Below are 13,890 nucleotides of genomic sequence, written 5' to 3' on the forward strand. Positions count from 1 at the left end.
GGGCGTGTCTGCCTCAGGCTGCCTTGTCCAAGTCAAACGCATCATGCAGCGCCTGAACAGCAAGTTCCATGTATTTCCGATCAATCAGAACCGAAATCTTTATCTCGGAGGTTGTGATGACGCGGATGTTGATTCCTTCATCAGAAAGTATCTTGAACATCTTGGCCGCAACCCCTGATTGTGACCGCATTCCGATCCCCACCACCGAAACCTTGGCGACGTCTTCGTCAGCAACCAGCTCAGCATAGTTCAGCTCGCCCGCATCCTTGATCTCCTGCAGCGCCTTTTCCGAGCGCGTCACCTGATCGGTGGGGCAGGAGAAGGTCATGTCGGTACGCCCTTCATCCGAGATGTTCTGCACGATCATGTCCACATTCACCCCCGCCTCGCTGAGCGCGGTGAAGATGGTGGCGGCGATGCCGGGGCGGTCGGCGACCGAGACCAGCGTCATCTTTGCTTCGTCGCGGGAATAGGCCACACCGGCCACGACATTGGATTCCATAATATCCTCCTCGGCACAGACCAGCGTGCCCGCATTATCGGATTGTTCCTCGAAACTGGACAGCACGCGCAGCCGCACGCCAAAGCGCATGGCCAGTTCGACCGAGCGGGTCTGCAGCACTTTGGCCCCGAGCGAGGCCAGTTCCAGCATCTCCTCGAACGAGATCTTGTCCAGCTTGCGCGCCTTGTCGCAGATGCGCGGATCGGTGGTATAGACGCCATCCACATCGGTGTAGATGTCGCAGCGTTCAGCGTCGAAAGCGGCGGCAAAGGCGACGGCAGTGGTGTCCGAGCCACCCCGGCCCAGAGTGGTGATGCGACCCTCGGGGCTGAGCCCCTGAAAGCCCGCGACCACCGCCACTTTCATGCCTTCGGCGAACTTCGCATTGATGTTCTCGGTCGGGATCTCTTCGATCCGGGCCTGGCTGTGGGCGGAGGTGGTCAGCAGCGGCACCTGCCAGCCCTGCCAGCTGCGCGCGGGCACATCCATTTCCTGTAGGGTCAGCGCCATCAGACCGGCAGTGACATTCTCGCCCGAGGACACAACCGCATCATATTCTCGGGCATCATAAAGCGGCGAGGTATCATCGACCCAGCCGACCAGTTCGTTGGTCTTGCCCGACATGGCCGAAACGATGACGATCACGTCATAGCCCTTGGCCACTTCGACACCGACGCGTTTGGCCGCGCGGCGGATACGGTCGAGATTGGCCACCGAGGTGCCACCGAATTTCATCACGAGCGTGGGCATAGGGCTTGTCGTCTCCGCGCCTTGGATTTGCGATCAGTGGGGTCTTATGCGAGGGGGCGCACAAGGGCAAGTGGGCATGCCGGTCCGGACCTGCCCCGTGACGCTGCGGACAGGCAGGGCCGCAACATCCCGCTTTACATTGCCGGGGGTGGCTGCCACCGTCCGGGCGATCAAAAGCCCAAAGGATTTCTCATGCGTATTCTTGCTCTGGCCCTTACGCTCGCCGCCACACAAGGCGCAGCACAATCCGCGACCGTGTCCGGCACGGACGGCCAGAACGCATTGGGGACGGTGCCCTGCGCCGCGCTGGTGGATCAGCCTATCGCCGATTGCCCCGCCGAATTGCGCCGCAAGTACGATGGAGGGGCCACGCTGGCGGTACAACTGCCCACCGGAGAGGTGCGCCGCATCTATTTCGAGAATGGTGAGCCGACCTCGTCCAGTTCCACCTCGCCGATGAGCCACGAGGTCAGCGGAAACCTCATGGTGATCTTCATCGAGCCCAACGAGGTATTCGAGGTCCCGGCAAACGCCGTCAAACCTCAATAGGCAATCGGCGATCCGTCCCAGGTTTCGAAACAACCCGTTGTCGCAAGCGAAAGCGCGTTGAACCGGTCGACAAGGCCTGACGTGGCCTCATCCACGTGTAGGTCGGCACCGGTTCCGCCCATATCCGTGCGCACCCAGCCCGGATGGTAGATGCCCACCGCGATGCCTTGCGGCTCAAGATCCGCCGCAAGGTTGCGCCCCAGATTGAGCACCGCTGCTTTCGAGGCCCGGTAGACATAGCTGCCACCCGGCGCGCGGGTGTGCGACGCCATGATTGAGGACAGCACAGCGATCTTGCCGCCAGCGACGCGAAGATTCGGCAACAGCGTCTGAACGGTCAGGAACACGCCGGTGACATTGGCCGCAAATGTCTGCGCCCAGATTTCGCTGTCGTAATCATCAAAGCTGTGCCCCTTGTCCAGATAAACCCCGGCATTGCAGATCAACAGATCGACCGCACGCCCGGCAAGCGTCTCAGCCATTCTTGCGTGCTGTTCCGGGTTGGTGACATCCAGAGTGATGGCCTCACTGCCATCACGCGCCGTCCCGGTGACCGCATGTCCGTGCGCGCGATAGCGTTCGGCCAAGGCCCGGCCAATGCCGCGATTGGCACCGGTGATCAGGACATGCATGTCAGTTCGACTTGCGATTCGGCATAAAGGGCAGCGGAGCGACCGGCACGCCATCCTCGACCAGCGCGCGTGCCTCGTCCAGCTTGGCCTCACCATAGATCGCGCGGGCGGGCGCATCGCCCAGATGCATCTTGCGCGCCTCGCTGACAAATTCACGCCCGACATAGTCGGAGGTGTCCTCGACCCGTTTGCGCAGCTCGGCAAGCGCCTGTTCAGCGGCGTTGCGCGGCACGCTCAGCGGTACCGCATCTTGTGTCTCGGGCGTGGGTTTAGGAGTTTCGGCCGCGTTGCGGGCCGGGCGGACGCGGGGCGTCATGATCGCCTTTTCCACCTGCACATCACCACAGATCGCGCAGGACACCATGCCCGCTGCCCGAAGCTTGTCATAGGCTGCTGCGGACTGAAACCAGCTGTCGAAACAGTGACCATGGCTACATTTTAACGCGTATTGAATCATCTAACTTCCAAAACCCGAGGTTCTGATTATGTCATACAAGCTGGGCGCTTAACATCAAAATAAACTTGTCGAGGATAACTCAGAATTGACGCAGGGGAAATTGAGCATCCTCTACTGGTGTGGTGGTGGAAGATTCAATCTTGCAGCGAGAAGTGCGACCAAATCCTGCTGCGGCATGTCGGCATGGATGGCCAGCCTGCGCAGGCCGAAATGCACATGCGCCACCTGCTGATAATAGCGCGTATAGACATAGTTCGTCCCCGCCCCGGCTACGGCGCCAAGCAGCGGTACGGTCTGCGCCGCCAGTTTCTGCCCCAGAACGGTGGCCAGCCGCGGCGCAACCATCGCTATCAGCTTCTGCATCGCAGTGCCGGTCAGCGTCAGACGGACCGAGAGAAAGCCCAGATCGGCCCCGTCATCAACCTCCAGCGGTCCGGCGGCGGAAAAGACGCGCACGCAGTCAAACCGCACATTTTCGGCGGCAGGATCGAAGCCCTCGACCGCCGCAACCCCCTGAATGGCGCGCAGCAGCATGGTGGTTGTCAGCGGCAGTTCCACCAGAGCAGACGGCATCCCGCCCAAGCCCCCTGCCGCGCCCATAGCTGTGGTCACGGCGGTATTGACCCAAGGCTTCTGGTCGGGCACCGCCCGGCGAGAGCCCTGAGCGGCCTGCATCGCCACCTTGAGAGCCTGTTCCGTGCCGTTATACAGCCCTGCGCGCACCGGTCCGGGCAGCCGGTCCAGCAGCCCTTCGGCCTTGCCGCCCAGCAGGTTGAGCATCTGCACCCCGGCCCCTCCGGCGGATTTGTAGCAGGCAGCGATCCGATCCAGTTCGGCATCCAGATCGACCGGTGCCGGGGTAATGACATCATGCATCCGAAACTCTCCTGCCCTTCAAGATCGGGGGTGAGCCTGCGAAATTCAATGCTTTACCGACACCAGCGGGAAACGGCGCCCGAAATACCCCGCCACGCATCCGGAACCAGATCATGACCAAGAACCCGCTCCGGATTGGTCGGCGGCGGCATCTCGACCGCCTCCAGCCGGTCAAATCCGAAGCGGCCATAATAGGGCGCGTCGCCCACCAGCATCACCCGCTGCCAGCCCTTGTCGCGCCCGGCCTCCAACCCTTCCTGGATCAGAAAGCCGCCCAGACCTTCGCCCTGATGGGTCGGGTGCACCGCGATCGGCCCCAGCAGCAGCGCATCCGCCGCCCCCACATGCACCGGCCAGAACCGGATCGCACCCGCCAGCGTGCCATCACCGTCGCGCGCCACATGCGACAAGCCGCGCACCGGGTCCACCCCGTCGCGCAACCGGTACGAAGACAGCGCCTCGCGTCCCGGCGCGAAACAGAGGTCGAGCAGAGCCTCAACCTCCCACCAGTCATCGGGTTGTTCCGGCCTGACTTCGATCACCTGCCCGCGCGCCTTTCATTCAACGGTGGCAATCGCCCTATCACTTCGCTACCCCTTGGGCAAATGCTTGGAGACTCACGCAATGTTCTATCGCCCCGAGGATGGCCACGGGCTGCCCCACAACCCGTTCAATGCCATCATCACACCGCGCCCCATCGGTTGGATATCCAGCCGGGATGGTCAGGGCGTGAACAACCTCGCGCCTTATTCCTTCTTCAACGGCGTCGCTTATACACCGCCACAGGTGATGTTCGCCTCGACCGGCAGCAAGGAAGACCAGGAACAGGGCAAGGACAGCCTGTCCAACATCCGCCAGACGGGCGTATTCTGCGTCAATATCGTCGAATACGCCTCCCGCGACGCCATGAATGCCAGTTCCGAAGCGCTGCCACATCATGTGGACGAGTTCGCCCATGCAGGATTGGCCGCGCTGGACTGCGAAACCATCAACTGTTCGCGCATCGCAAACGCGCCCGCCGCTCTGGAATGCAAGCTGACGCAGATCGTGTCCCTGCCGGGCGCGTCGAACTATGTGGTCTTTGGCGAAGTGACCGGCATCCACCTGCGCGATGACTGCCTGCGCGATGGAGTCTTCGACGTAACCACTTATCAACCACTCGCGCGGCTGGGCTATCGTGACTATTCGGTGGTCACCGAGCTTTTCAGCCTTGCCCGGCCCGACGACTGATGCCCTTTCCCGACCCAACCCGCCGCTATCCGATCACGCTGCCCGATGGCACCGACCACACGGGTTCGGTCTTTCTCAACCGGGTGATCGATCATCCCCGGTTTCAGGCGGGTGATTTCACTTACGCGTCCGATTTCGACCCACCCGAGAACTGGTGCGCGCATCTGGCCCCCTATCTGTTCGACTTCTCGAAAGAGACCCTGCGCATCGGCAAATTCTGCCAAATCGCCCATGGAGTGCGCTTCATCACCGCCTCGGCCAATCACGCTATGAACGGGCTGACCACCTTCCCCTTCCCCGCCTTCGATCTGGAAAACCGCGCCGAGTATCAGCCCGACACACGCGATACGGTGATCGGCCACGATGTCTGGATTGGCTATGGCGCCCTGATCCTGCCCGGCGCGCAGATCGGCAGCGGCACCATTATCGGCGCCGGCAGTGTCGTGCGCGGAGACATCCCGCCCTATTCCGTCGTTACCGGCAATCCGGCTCAGGTCGTCCGGCCTCGTTTCGCGCCCGAGATGGTTGCTGTGCTTCTTGATCTGGAATGGTGGGACTGGCCAGTCGAGTTCGTCGAACGGGCAGTACCCGCTCTGCTCACAGGTGAGATCGGCCAATTGCAGGCATTCGCTCCGCCCCGCTGAACCACCCCGGAGCGCGGCGTAAAACCTCGCAACCGAGCACTAGCAAAAAACAAAAAGAGCGCGCGCCGAAGGCGCGCTCCGCTGGATCAGAAAACCTCAGTGACCGCCCAAGATACCGGTGCGCACCGAGTAATCCACCGCCAGCCCGTATTCGGGATCATCGTCGCTGTCGATCATCAGATGGCCCGCCTTAGTCAGCAATTGATGGCAATCGCGGCTCAGATGACGCAACATCAGCGTCTTGCCTGCTGCCTCATACTTACCGGCCACCGCTTCAATCGCTTGCAGCGCGGATTGATCGACAACCCGGCTGGCAGCAAAATCCACAATCACGGTATCGGGGTCGTTGGAGATGTCGAACAGTTCCGCGAACCCGTCAGACGAGCCGAAGAACAGCGGGCCCTGGATCTCGTAAACCTTCGCGCCCTTCTCGGTCACCGACTCGCGGGTCACCGCATGGATGCGCCGCGCATTGTTCCAGGCATAAGCCAGCGCCGACACGATCACACCAACCACAACCGCAACGGCCAAATCCTCCATCACCGTCACAACGGTCACCAGCACGATCACGAAGGCGTCCATCAGCGGCACCTTGCGCATGATCTTGAACGAGTTCCAGGCGAAGGTGCCGATCACGACCATGAACATCACGCCCACAAGGGCGGCCAGCGGGATCTGCTCGATCAGCGGCGCGGCAAACAGGATGAAGATTAGCAGGAAGACCGCCGCAGCGATGCCCGCCACGCGGGTCCGGCCGCCGGATTTCACGTTGATCATCGACTGACCGATCATCGCACAGCCACCCATACCGCCAAAGAAGCCTGTGACCGTGTTGGCCACGCCTTGCGCGATGCACTCCTGCGAGGCACCGCCACGCTTGCCGGTCATGTCACCCACAAGGTTCAGCGTCAGTAGTGATTCAATCAGCCCGATCGCCGCCAGAATGACCGCATATGGCAGGATAATTTCGAAGGTTTCCCAGTTCAGCGGCACCATCGGGATATGGAGGGGCGGCAGGCTGCCCTGGATCGAGGCCAGATCACCCACGCGCGGCACGTCCAGCCCCAGCGCAATCACCAGAATGGCGACAATACCGATCCCGGCCAAAGGCGCGGGCACAATGCGCGTGACACGCGGCATCACCCAGATGATCGCCATGGTCAGCGCCACCAGCCCCAGCATCAGATAGAGTGGCATGCCCGAGAGCCACTCACCTCCGCTCATGCCATGGCCGGTATTCTCCATCGAGCCGGGCACCTTGAACTGCCCCAGCTGCGCCAGAAAGATCACAATCGCCAGCCCGTTCACAAAGCCCAGCATCACCGGATGCGGCACCAAACGGATGAACTTGCCCCACTGCATCACGCCCGCGATGATCTGCAAGATGCCCATCAGAACCACAGTCGCAAACAGATACTCGACCCCGTGCTGCGCCACCAGCGCTACCATCACAACCGCCAACGCCCCGGTCGCGCCCGAGATCATCCCGGGCCGTCCGCCGATCAGCGCAGTGATCAACCCGACCAGAAACGCCGCATAAAGCCCGACCAGAGGATGCACCCCCGCCACAAAGGCAAAAGCCACAGCCTCGGGCACCAGCGCCAGCGCCACGGTCAGGCCTGAGAGCAACTCGATCCGCAGACGCGAAGGCGTCAGTTTCTCATCCGGCATCCATCTGAGGTCGGGATAGGCGAATCGGCTTTCAAAAGCTGCCTTGAGGGCGCTTAGCATGGCTATGTCCTGATATCGGGTCTGTTCGCGGCGATGGGGCGTAATACAGGCTTGGCGGCGGCTGAGCCACCGCACTGGCCGGGATGCAGCCATGCAGCAGCAACATAGCTGGACGCTCTCACCAACGTGACTTGTCCCCGCCGCCTCCGCCAAGCATCCTGGCTGCTATGAAATGGATCGCGCTTTTGACAATTGGTTTGGCATTGCCCGCCGCCGCACAGGACAGGCAGGGCAACGACACCGCAAGTGACTGGCGCGTCACGCATTATCAGAGCTTCGGCATATGGAATTCTATCTGTGACGAGCGCATAGAAGATGCCGGGCTGGTCCAGCGATGCTATCTGCGCTGGGTCGATGTGTATTCGACCCGACCGGAGTTTGGCGGGCAGTTTGTCTTTGTTACACCCGACCCCGAGGGCTATCAGATCGAGTTTGGAATCGAACCCGGCACGGTCTTTTCGCCCAATGGTTTCAGAATCGAGGCCCAAGGCAATGTCACATGGCGCACGCACTGGCCAGGATGCCTGACCGGGTTGAGCTGCAGGTTTTCGGGCAACGATGCGGACGAACTGCTTGCCGCCATGAAAGGCGGGGGAACCTTCCGTTTCGCGTTCCGGGATCGCTACGGCGTCGCGCGGGATCTGAACTGGCCGCTTGCCGGGTTCCCGGCGGCGCTGGCTGATTTTGAAACACAGACGCAATCGCGCGCAATACGGCACTAGGCGCGTCACTCGCGCTTGTGAAACCGCCCCAAACCTTCCAATTATGCGCTAAAGTCAGTCAGTCGGGATTGGAGACTATCGTGAGCAGCAAGACCAAGATCGCCGTGATCGGCGGATCGGGCATTTATGACATTGACGGGCTTGAAAATCCCGAATGGGTGGGCGTGGAGAGCCCATGGGGCACCCCCTCGGACCAGATCCTGACCGGGTCGCTGGAGGGTGTGGATATGGCCTTTCTGCCCCGTCATGGTCGTGGTCATGTGCATGCGCCAACCGACGTGCCCTATCGCGCCAATATCGATGCGCTGAAGCGGTTAGGGGTGACGGATGTGATCTCGGTCTCAGCCTGCGGGTCGTTCCGCGAAGAGATGGCGCCGGGGGATTTCGTGATCGTGGATCAGTTTATCGACCGCACGTTTGCCCGCGAGAAGAGCTTCTTTGGCAGTGGCTGTGTTGCACATGTCAGCGTCGCCCACCCCACCTGCCCGCGCCTGAGCGACGCCTGCGAGACCGCCGGACGCGCGGCAGGTATCAACATTCATCGCGGCGGCACTTATCTGGCGATGGAAGGCCCGCAATTCTCGTCGCTGGCCGAGTCGAAGATGTATCGCGAGCACTGGGGCTGCGACGTGATCGGCATGACCAACATGCCCGAAGCCAAACTCGCCCGCGAGGCAGAGCTCTGTTACGCCTCGATCGCGATGGTCACCGATTATGACAGCTGGCATCCCGATCACGGCGAGGTGGACGTGACCGCGATCATCGCAACGCTGACCGGCAATGCCGAAAAAGGCCGCGCGCTGGTCAAGGGCCTGCCCGCGCTTTTGGGAACAGAGCGGGAGCCTTGCCCGCATGGCTGCGACCGGGCGCTGGAATACGCGATCCTGACCGCACCGGACAAACGCGACCCGGCCTTGCTGGCCAAGCTGGATGCCGTGGCGGGCCGCATCCTGTGACACGGCTGGAGGGGCTGGATGCCGCGCGGTATCTGGCCTTTTGCGGCATGGTTCTGGTCAATTTCCGGATCGCGGCAGAGGTCGCGCCGGGAACCGATTGGGCCTCGAGCCTGGTCGATGCGCTAGAGGGGCGCGCGGCGGCGCTCTTTGTGGTGCTGGCGGGGATCGGCGTGTCGCTCTCGCACATTGGCGCTGGCCTGCTGTTGCGCCGCGCGGCCTTCCTGTTTGCGCTCGGGATGGTCAATATGACGATCTTCGAAGCCGATATCCTGCATTTCTATGCGCTCTACTTCGTGGTCGGCACGGCGTTTCTGCGCGCGCCACCGGCAGTGCTCTGGGCCGGCGCACTCGGGATTGTTGCGGCTGCTTTTGTCGCTGTCTCGCTGTTCAACTATGATGCTGGCTGGGAGTGGGAGAGTCTGACCTATTCCGATCTCTGGACCCTGCCCGGATTCCTGCGCAACGCGATCTTCAATGGCTGGCATCCGGTCCTGCCCTGGGCAGCCTTCCTGCTGATCGGCATGGCCATCGGTCGATCGGACCTGCGCACCATCTGCATTCAGCATCGCCTGATCTTATGGGGCCTCGCCGCCGCGCTTGCTGCGCTGATCCCGCAATATCTGACGCAGGATCCCGAACTTGCGCTTTATTTCGGCACGCAATCCGTCCCACCCGGCCCGTTCTACATTCTTGCCGGAACCGGCACCGCCTGCGTCACAATCGGCCTGACTCTCAAACTCTGGCCCGTGACTGAGCGATTGCGGATCGTGCGCTTCCTCACTGCGCCGGGGCAACAGGCGCTCACGCTTTATGTCGCGCATATCCTGATCGGCATGGGCGCGCTGGACGCGTTCGACCTGCTGGACGGATCGCTCTCGGCACCACAGATCGTTGCGATCGCCCTGGGGTTCTGCGCGCTTAGTTCGATCTACGCCGTCATTTGGCAAAAGATCTTCCCACGCGGCCCATTGGAAAGCCTGATTCGTCGGGTCACTGAACCAGGTCGGACGGGCTGAAAACCCTCGGGTCTCGCGCAAACGCATCACTGTGTCCTCAGATGCAGTTGACGTTTCACTTCGTCCCAGAGGCCATGCGACCACAGATTGCCGTGATCCGCGCCTTCGACGATTTTCAGGGTCCGGGGTTCATTGGCATAGTCGAACAGGGCCTTGCCATGGGCCACCGGGATCACATCGTCAGCCGTGCCATGCAGGATCAGAACAGGTTCATCGACATCCCCGATCCGGTCGCGTGAGGCGAATTGATCCTTCATCAGCAAGGAAACCGGCAGCCAGGGATATTGCTCTGCCGCCAAGTCAACCGTTGCGGTATAGGGCGCCTCCAAGACCAGCAAATCGACGCCGGAGCGCTTTGCCGCGACAGCGGTGGCTACCCCGGTGCCAAGGCTCTGCCCATGTACGATCACCGGCCCGCCGCGTGCGGACACCAAGTCAAAATGCTCCAGCGCATCTGCGATGAACGCAGCTTCGGACGGCGCACCCTCGCTGCCCGGATAGCCCCGGTAGCCAGGCGCATAGAGGCCATAACCGCTGTCCAGAACGTACCGGAACCGGTCCGCGCGATCAGTCAGATTGCCGGAATTGCCGTGGAAGAACAGCACGGTCGGCGCACCTTCGATGGCCGGGGGTGCGGTCCAGACGATCACCTCGGTCCCGTCAGCCATGCGCACGGTCTCTGCTGTCACCTCCGGCACGCCCGCTTTCGTCGCAGAGATTACCTCGCCGCTCGGTTTGAAGACAAATGACCTTTGAAACAGGTACATGTAAGCCGAAGCTGCGACATAGGATGCAGCCACCGCCGCCAGGAGAGCGATCAGGATACGACGCGCGGGCGAGCGTCCGGGCACATCGTGCTCCGGTCTCTTGTCGGTCTCGATCTCAACCGTGTCGGACATGCCGCCCTCCGTTCGTTTCATGGGCCTGCCCTCCATGTGATTTCCTTGACTACCCCGTTCAAGGCGCTAGTGCCAAAGGGGAGATGAAGTCTTCTTCATCTTACCCCTTGACGTGGACATCCTGAGCTTGCAAAGGCGCCACCCTTCGCGCAGGCTGCGCCAAACTAACGGGATTCCGCCTATGTCATTCGATCTCTGGCTCGCCTTCGTCGCAGCCTCTACCGCGCTTCTGCTGATCCCCGGCCCCACCGTCCTGCTGGTGCTGAGCTATGCGCTCTCCAAGGGCCGCAGCGTGGCGGTGGCCTCGGCCTCGGGCGTGGCATTGGGGGATCTGATCGCGATGAGCGCTTCTCTGGCCGGGCTGGGCGCGCTGGTGATGGCCTCGGCCACGCTGTTTTCGGTGCTCAAATGGGTGGGCGCAGCCTATCTGCTGTGGCTGGGATACAAATTGCTGCGCAGCGCCCCGTCCGAGGGGCTGTCCACCGTCAAGACCGGCGGCGATGTCACTGCGCGCGGTGTCTTCTGGCACACCGCAGCCGTCACCGCTCTGAACCCCAAATCCATTGCTTTCTTCATCGCCTTCGTGCCGCAGTTCCTGCGACCCGATCAGGCGCTGCTGCCCCAGTTCACCATCCTCATCGCCACCTTTGTCGGCCTCGCCGCGATCAATGCACTGGCTTACGCGCTGCTCGCGGACCGGTTGCGGAGCTGGGTCGGGCGTCCTTCGGTGGTGACCGGGCTGACCCGCGCGGGCGGCGCGACGCTGATGGGCATGGGTGTGGCGACGGCGCTGCTGCGACGACCTGCCTGACCCAGCAGCAACGGGTTTTTCTTGCACCGTGACACCTGTTGGGCCACACCGCGAGACGTCGCAACAGGACCGAGCACGCCATGCCCAGACACGCCACCGTCAAGGATTACATCCGCACCATCGTCGATTTTCCGCATGAAGGGATCATGTTCCGCGATGTGACCACGCTTTTTGCCGATCCGCGCGGGTTCCGCATGGCGATCGACCAGATGCTGCACCCTTACGCGGGTGAGCGGATCGACAAGGTGGTGGGGCTTGAGGCGCGCGGCTTCATCCTGGGCGGCGCTATCGCGCATCAGCTCAGCGTCGGCTTCGTGCCGATCCGCAAAAAGGGCAAGCTGCCCGGCACCACGATCAGTCAGGACTACAAGCTGGAATATGGCGAGGCCATCGTTGAAATCCACGATGACGCGATCCAGCCGGGCGAGAAGATTCTGGTGGTCGATGACCTGCTGGCCACCGGCGGCACGGCGGCGGCGGGCATCAAGCTGATCGAGCGCCTCGGCGGCGAGATCATCTCCTGCGCCTTTATCATCGATCTTCCCGATTTGGGAGGCCGCAAGGCGCTGGAAAACCTGGGCATGGACGTCCATGCACTCTGCGCTTTTGACGGCGAATAGCGCACAGGACCTGCGCTCCATCTGGCTGAAAATATCCCGGGGAGGCGGCAAGGGCAGCGCCCCTACCCGCTTTCGGCCAGCACCGCGCCCGGGTTCATGATCCCCAACGGGTCCAGAGCAGCCTTGATCGTCCGCATGGCATCCAGCTTGGCAGGGTCGCCATAGCGTTCCAGATCTTCCACCTTGAGCCGCCCGATCCCATGTTCGGCGCTGATCGAGCCATCCATCTCATCCACCAGATCATGCACCGCGCGTTTCACCACCGGGCCCATATTGGCAAAATCGGCACGATCCCGGCCCTTTGGCGGAAACACGTTATAGTGCAGGTTGCCATCGCCCAGATGGCCAAAGCAGTTGATGCGGAACGGGCCGATCCCGGCAACCACCGCGCCGCCGCGTTCGATGAAATCGGGAATCGCCGAGATCGGGATCGAGATATCATGGCTCGACACCGACCCGATCAGCCGGTTCGCCTCGGGGATTTGCTCGCGTATCATCCACAGCTCGTGCCGCTGTGCCTCGGACTGCGCGATCAGCCCGTCGCTGACATCGCCGCGTTCCAGAGCGCGGGTAAAAAGCTGTTCCAGTTGCTCCTGCGGGTTCAGGCCCGAGGACAGGCCGAACTCGATCAGCACTGACCATTCGGGCGGGTCGTCAAGGGGCTGGCGCACATCCGGCAGAACCTCGGTCAGAAAGCGCAGCCCCTCGCCATGGATCAGCTCAAAGGCGCTGATCCCTTCGGCCACCTGTTCGCGCGCCAGCGACAGCAGCTCCAGCGCCGCCGCCGGAGAGGGCACAACCAATATCGCCGTCCCCACAGCTGCCGGGATAGGCGCCAGTTTCAGCGAGGCAGCCGTGATGATGCCCAGGGTACCCTCGGCCCCGATCAGCAGATCGCGCAGGGCATAGCCGGTATTGTCCTTGCGCAACCGGCTGAGCCCGTTCCAGATCTCGCCATTGGGCAGAACCGCCTCCAACCCCAGACACAGATCGCGTGTATTGCCGTAGCGCAGCACGTTCAGCCCGCCCGCATTGGTCGACAGGTTGCCGCCGATCCGGGCCGAGCCCTCAGCCGCCAGTGACAGCGGAAAGAGCCGCCCCGCCTCTGACGCCGCCGCCTGCAGGTCGGCGAGAATCGCGCCCGCCTCAGCCACCATGACGTTTTCGGCCGGGTAGATGTCGCGCACCCGGTTCATCCGTTCCAGCGAGATCATGAGCGGCACGGGACCGTCAGCTTTGACCTGCCCACCGACCAGCCCGGTGCCGCCGCCATAAGGCAGGATGCCGACCCGCGCCTCAGCCGCCGCGCGCACCAGCTGCGCGACCTGCGTGACGTCATGCGGCAGGGCCAATAGGCCGACCTGCCCCTGCCATCGCCCGCGCGGCTCTTCCAGATAGCGGGGTGCGACCGGGCGCAGCACATCTTCGGGAAGAAGCTCGGCAAGCCGTGCGGCAAAGCGCGCATCTGCGGGGTTCAGAACCATGCGCCACCCTC

Annotated in this window: 16 protein-coding genes; 8 read left to right on the forward strand and 8 right to left on the reverse strand. The window is 62.4% G+C overall.

Translation table 11 applies throughout. From position 1 onward, the window contains the following. Window positions 1–13 precede the first annotated feature (13 nt). Entirely contained in the window at window positions 14–1,252 is a 1,239-nt protein-coding gene (locus Q5Y75_RS25245; protein WP_306202760.1) for an aspartate kinase, read from the reverse strand. A 192-nt stretch (window positions 1,253–1,444) separates the two neighbouring features. Here Q5Y75_RS25245 and Q5Y75_RS25250 point away from each other — a divergent pair, with 192 nt between their 5' ends. Continuing rightward, complete coding sequence (locus tag Q5Y75_RS25250) at window positions 1,445–1,801, forward strand: hypothetical protein (protein ID WP_306202762.1); 357 nt, start codon at window positions 1,445–1,447, stop codon at window positions 1,799–1,801. Here Q5Y75_RS25250 and Q5Y75_RS25255 read toward each other — a convergent pair. From Q5Y75_RS25255 to Q5Y75_RS25270, 4 genes are all read right to left on the reverse strand, one after another. Then, window positions 1,795–2,433 carry an SDR family NAD(P)-dependent oxidoreductase gene (locus Q5Y75_RS25255; protein ID WP_306202764.1) on the reverse strand — a complete coding sequence of 213 codons (639 nt, stop codon included), beginning with the start codon at window positions 2,431–2,433 and terminating at the stop codon, window positions 1,795–1,797. The two genes, Q5Y75_RS25250 and Q5Y75_RS25255, sit on opposite strands and share 7 nt — an antisense overlap. A 1-nt stretch (window position 2,434) precedes the next feature. Continuing rightward, window positions 2,435–2,890: a DUF1178 family protein gene (locus Q5Y75_RS25260; RefSeq protein WP_306202766.1), complete on the reverse strand. Its 456-nt coding sequence runs from the start codon at window positions 2,888–2,890 to the stop codon at window positions 2,435–2,437. Between the two features lie 111 nt (window positions 2,891–3,001). After that, window positions 3,002–3,766, reverse strand: a complete 765-nt coding sequence (locus Q5Y75_RS25265) for an EcsC family protein (protein WP_306202768.1) — start codon at window positions 3,764–3,766, stop codon at window positions 3,002–3,004. Between the two features lie 53 nt (window positions 3,767–3,819). Then, the gene (locus Q5Y75_RS25270; RefSeq protein WP_306202770.1) at window positions 3,820–4,308 is read right to left on the reverse strand and encodes a GNAT family N-acetyltransferase; all 489 of its coding nucleotides are present in this window, start codon (window positions 4,306–4,308) and stop codon (window positions 3,820–3,822) included. Between the two features lie 82 nt (window positions 4,309–4,390). Here Q5Y75_RS25270 and Q5Y75_RS25275 point away from each other — a divergent pair, with 82 nt between their 5' ends. Continuing rightward, complete coding sequence (locus tag Q5Y75_RS25275; RefSeq protein WP_306202772.1) at window positions 4,391–4,996, forward strand: flavin reductase family protein; 606 nt, start codon at window positions 4,391–4,393, stop codon at window positions 4,994–4,996. After that, window positions 4,996–5,640 carry a CatB-related O-acetyltransferase gene (locus Q5Y75_RS25280; RefSeq protein ID WP_306202774.1) on the forward strand — a complete coding sequence of 215 codons (645 nt, stop codon included), beginning with the start codon at window positions 4,996–4,998 and terminating at the stop codon, window positions 5,638–5,640. The genes Q5Y75_RS25275 and Q5Y75_RS25280 overlap by 1 nt, the downstream gene beginning before the upstream one ends. Window positions 5,641–5,736: 96 nt before the next feature. Here the strand turns inward: Q5Y75_RS25280 and Q5Y75_RS25285 are convergent, their stop codons facing one another. Beyond that, window positions 5,737–7,371, reverse strand: coding sequence for a SulP family inorganic anion transporter (locus Q5Y75_RS25285; RefSeq protein ID WP_371933309.1), 1,635 nt, complete (start codon window positions 7,369–7,371; stop codon window positions 5,737–5,739). Window positions 7,372–7,556: 185 nt separating this feature from the next. Between Q5Y75_RS25285 and Q5Y75_RS25290 the strand changes: the two genes are divergently transcribed. From Q5Y75_RS25290 to Q5Y75_RS25300, 3 genes are all read left to right on the forward strand, one after another. Continuing rightward, window positions 7,557–8,093, forward strand: a complete 537-nt coding sequence (locus tag Q5Y75_RS25290) for an invasion associated locus B family protein (protein WP_306202776.1) — start codon at window positions 7,557–7,559, stop codon at window positions 8,091–8,093. Window positions 8,094–8,173: 80 nt separating this feature from the next. After that, complete coding sequence (locus Q5Y75_RS25295) at window positions 8,174–9,049, forward strand: S-methyl-5'-thioadenosine phosphorylase (protein WP_306202778.1); 876 nt, start codon at window positions 8,174–8,176, stop codon at window positions 9,047–9,049. Continuing rightward, a complete protein-coding gene (locus Q5Y75_RS25300; RefSeq protein ID WP_306202780.1) occupies window positions 9,046–10,065 on the forward strand; it encodes a DUF418 domain-containing protein in 1,020 nt (339 codons plus the stop codon). The genes Q5Y75_RS25295 and Q5Y75_RS25300 overlap by 4 nt, the downstream gene beginning before the upstream one ends. A gap of 26 nt (window positions 10,066–10,091) precedes the next feature. Here the strand turns inward: Q5Y75_RS25300 and Q5Y75_RS25305 are convergent, their stop codons facing one another. Then, complete coding sequence (locus tag Q5Y75_RS25305) at window positions 10,092–10,985, reverse strand: alpha/beta hydrolase (protein ID WP_306202782.1); 894 nt, start codon at window positions 10,983–10,985, stop codon at window positions 10,092–10,094. A 160-nt stretch (window positions 10,986–11,145) separates the two neighbouring features. On the opposite strand from Q5Y75_RS25305, the gene Q5Y75_RS25310 reads away from it, so the two are divergent. Next, window positions 11,146–11,775 (forward strand): LysE family translocator, encoded by a 630-nt coding sequence (locus Q5Y75_RS25310; RefSeq protein ID WP_306202784.1) that lies wholly within the window; start codon window positions 11,146–11,148, stop codon window positions 11,773–11,775. Window positions 11,776–11,855: 80 nt separating this feature from the next. Continuing rightward, complete coding sequence (locus Q5Y75_RS25315; protein WP_306202786.1) at window positions 11,856–12,395, forward strand: adenine phosphoribosyltransferase; 540 nt, start codon at window positions 11,856–11,858, stop codon at window positions 12,393–12,395. 62 nt (window positions 12,396–12,457) lie between these two features. Here the strand turns inward: Q5Y75_RS25315 and Q5Y75_RS25320 are convergent, their stop codons facing one another. Continuing rightward, entirely contained in the window at window positions 12,458–13,879 is a 1,422-nt protein-coding gene (locus Q5Y75_RS25320; protein WP_306202788.1) for an FAD-binding oxidoreductase, read from the reverse strand. Window positions 13,880–13,890: the final 11 nt, after the last annotated feature.

Source organism: Ruegeria discodermiae (assembly GCF_030758345.1).
GTDB lineage: Bacteria > Pseudomonadota > Alphaproteobacteria > Rhodobacterales > Rhodobacteraceae > Ruegeria_C.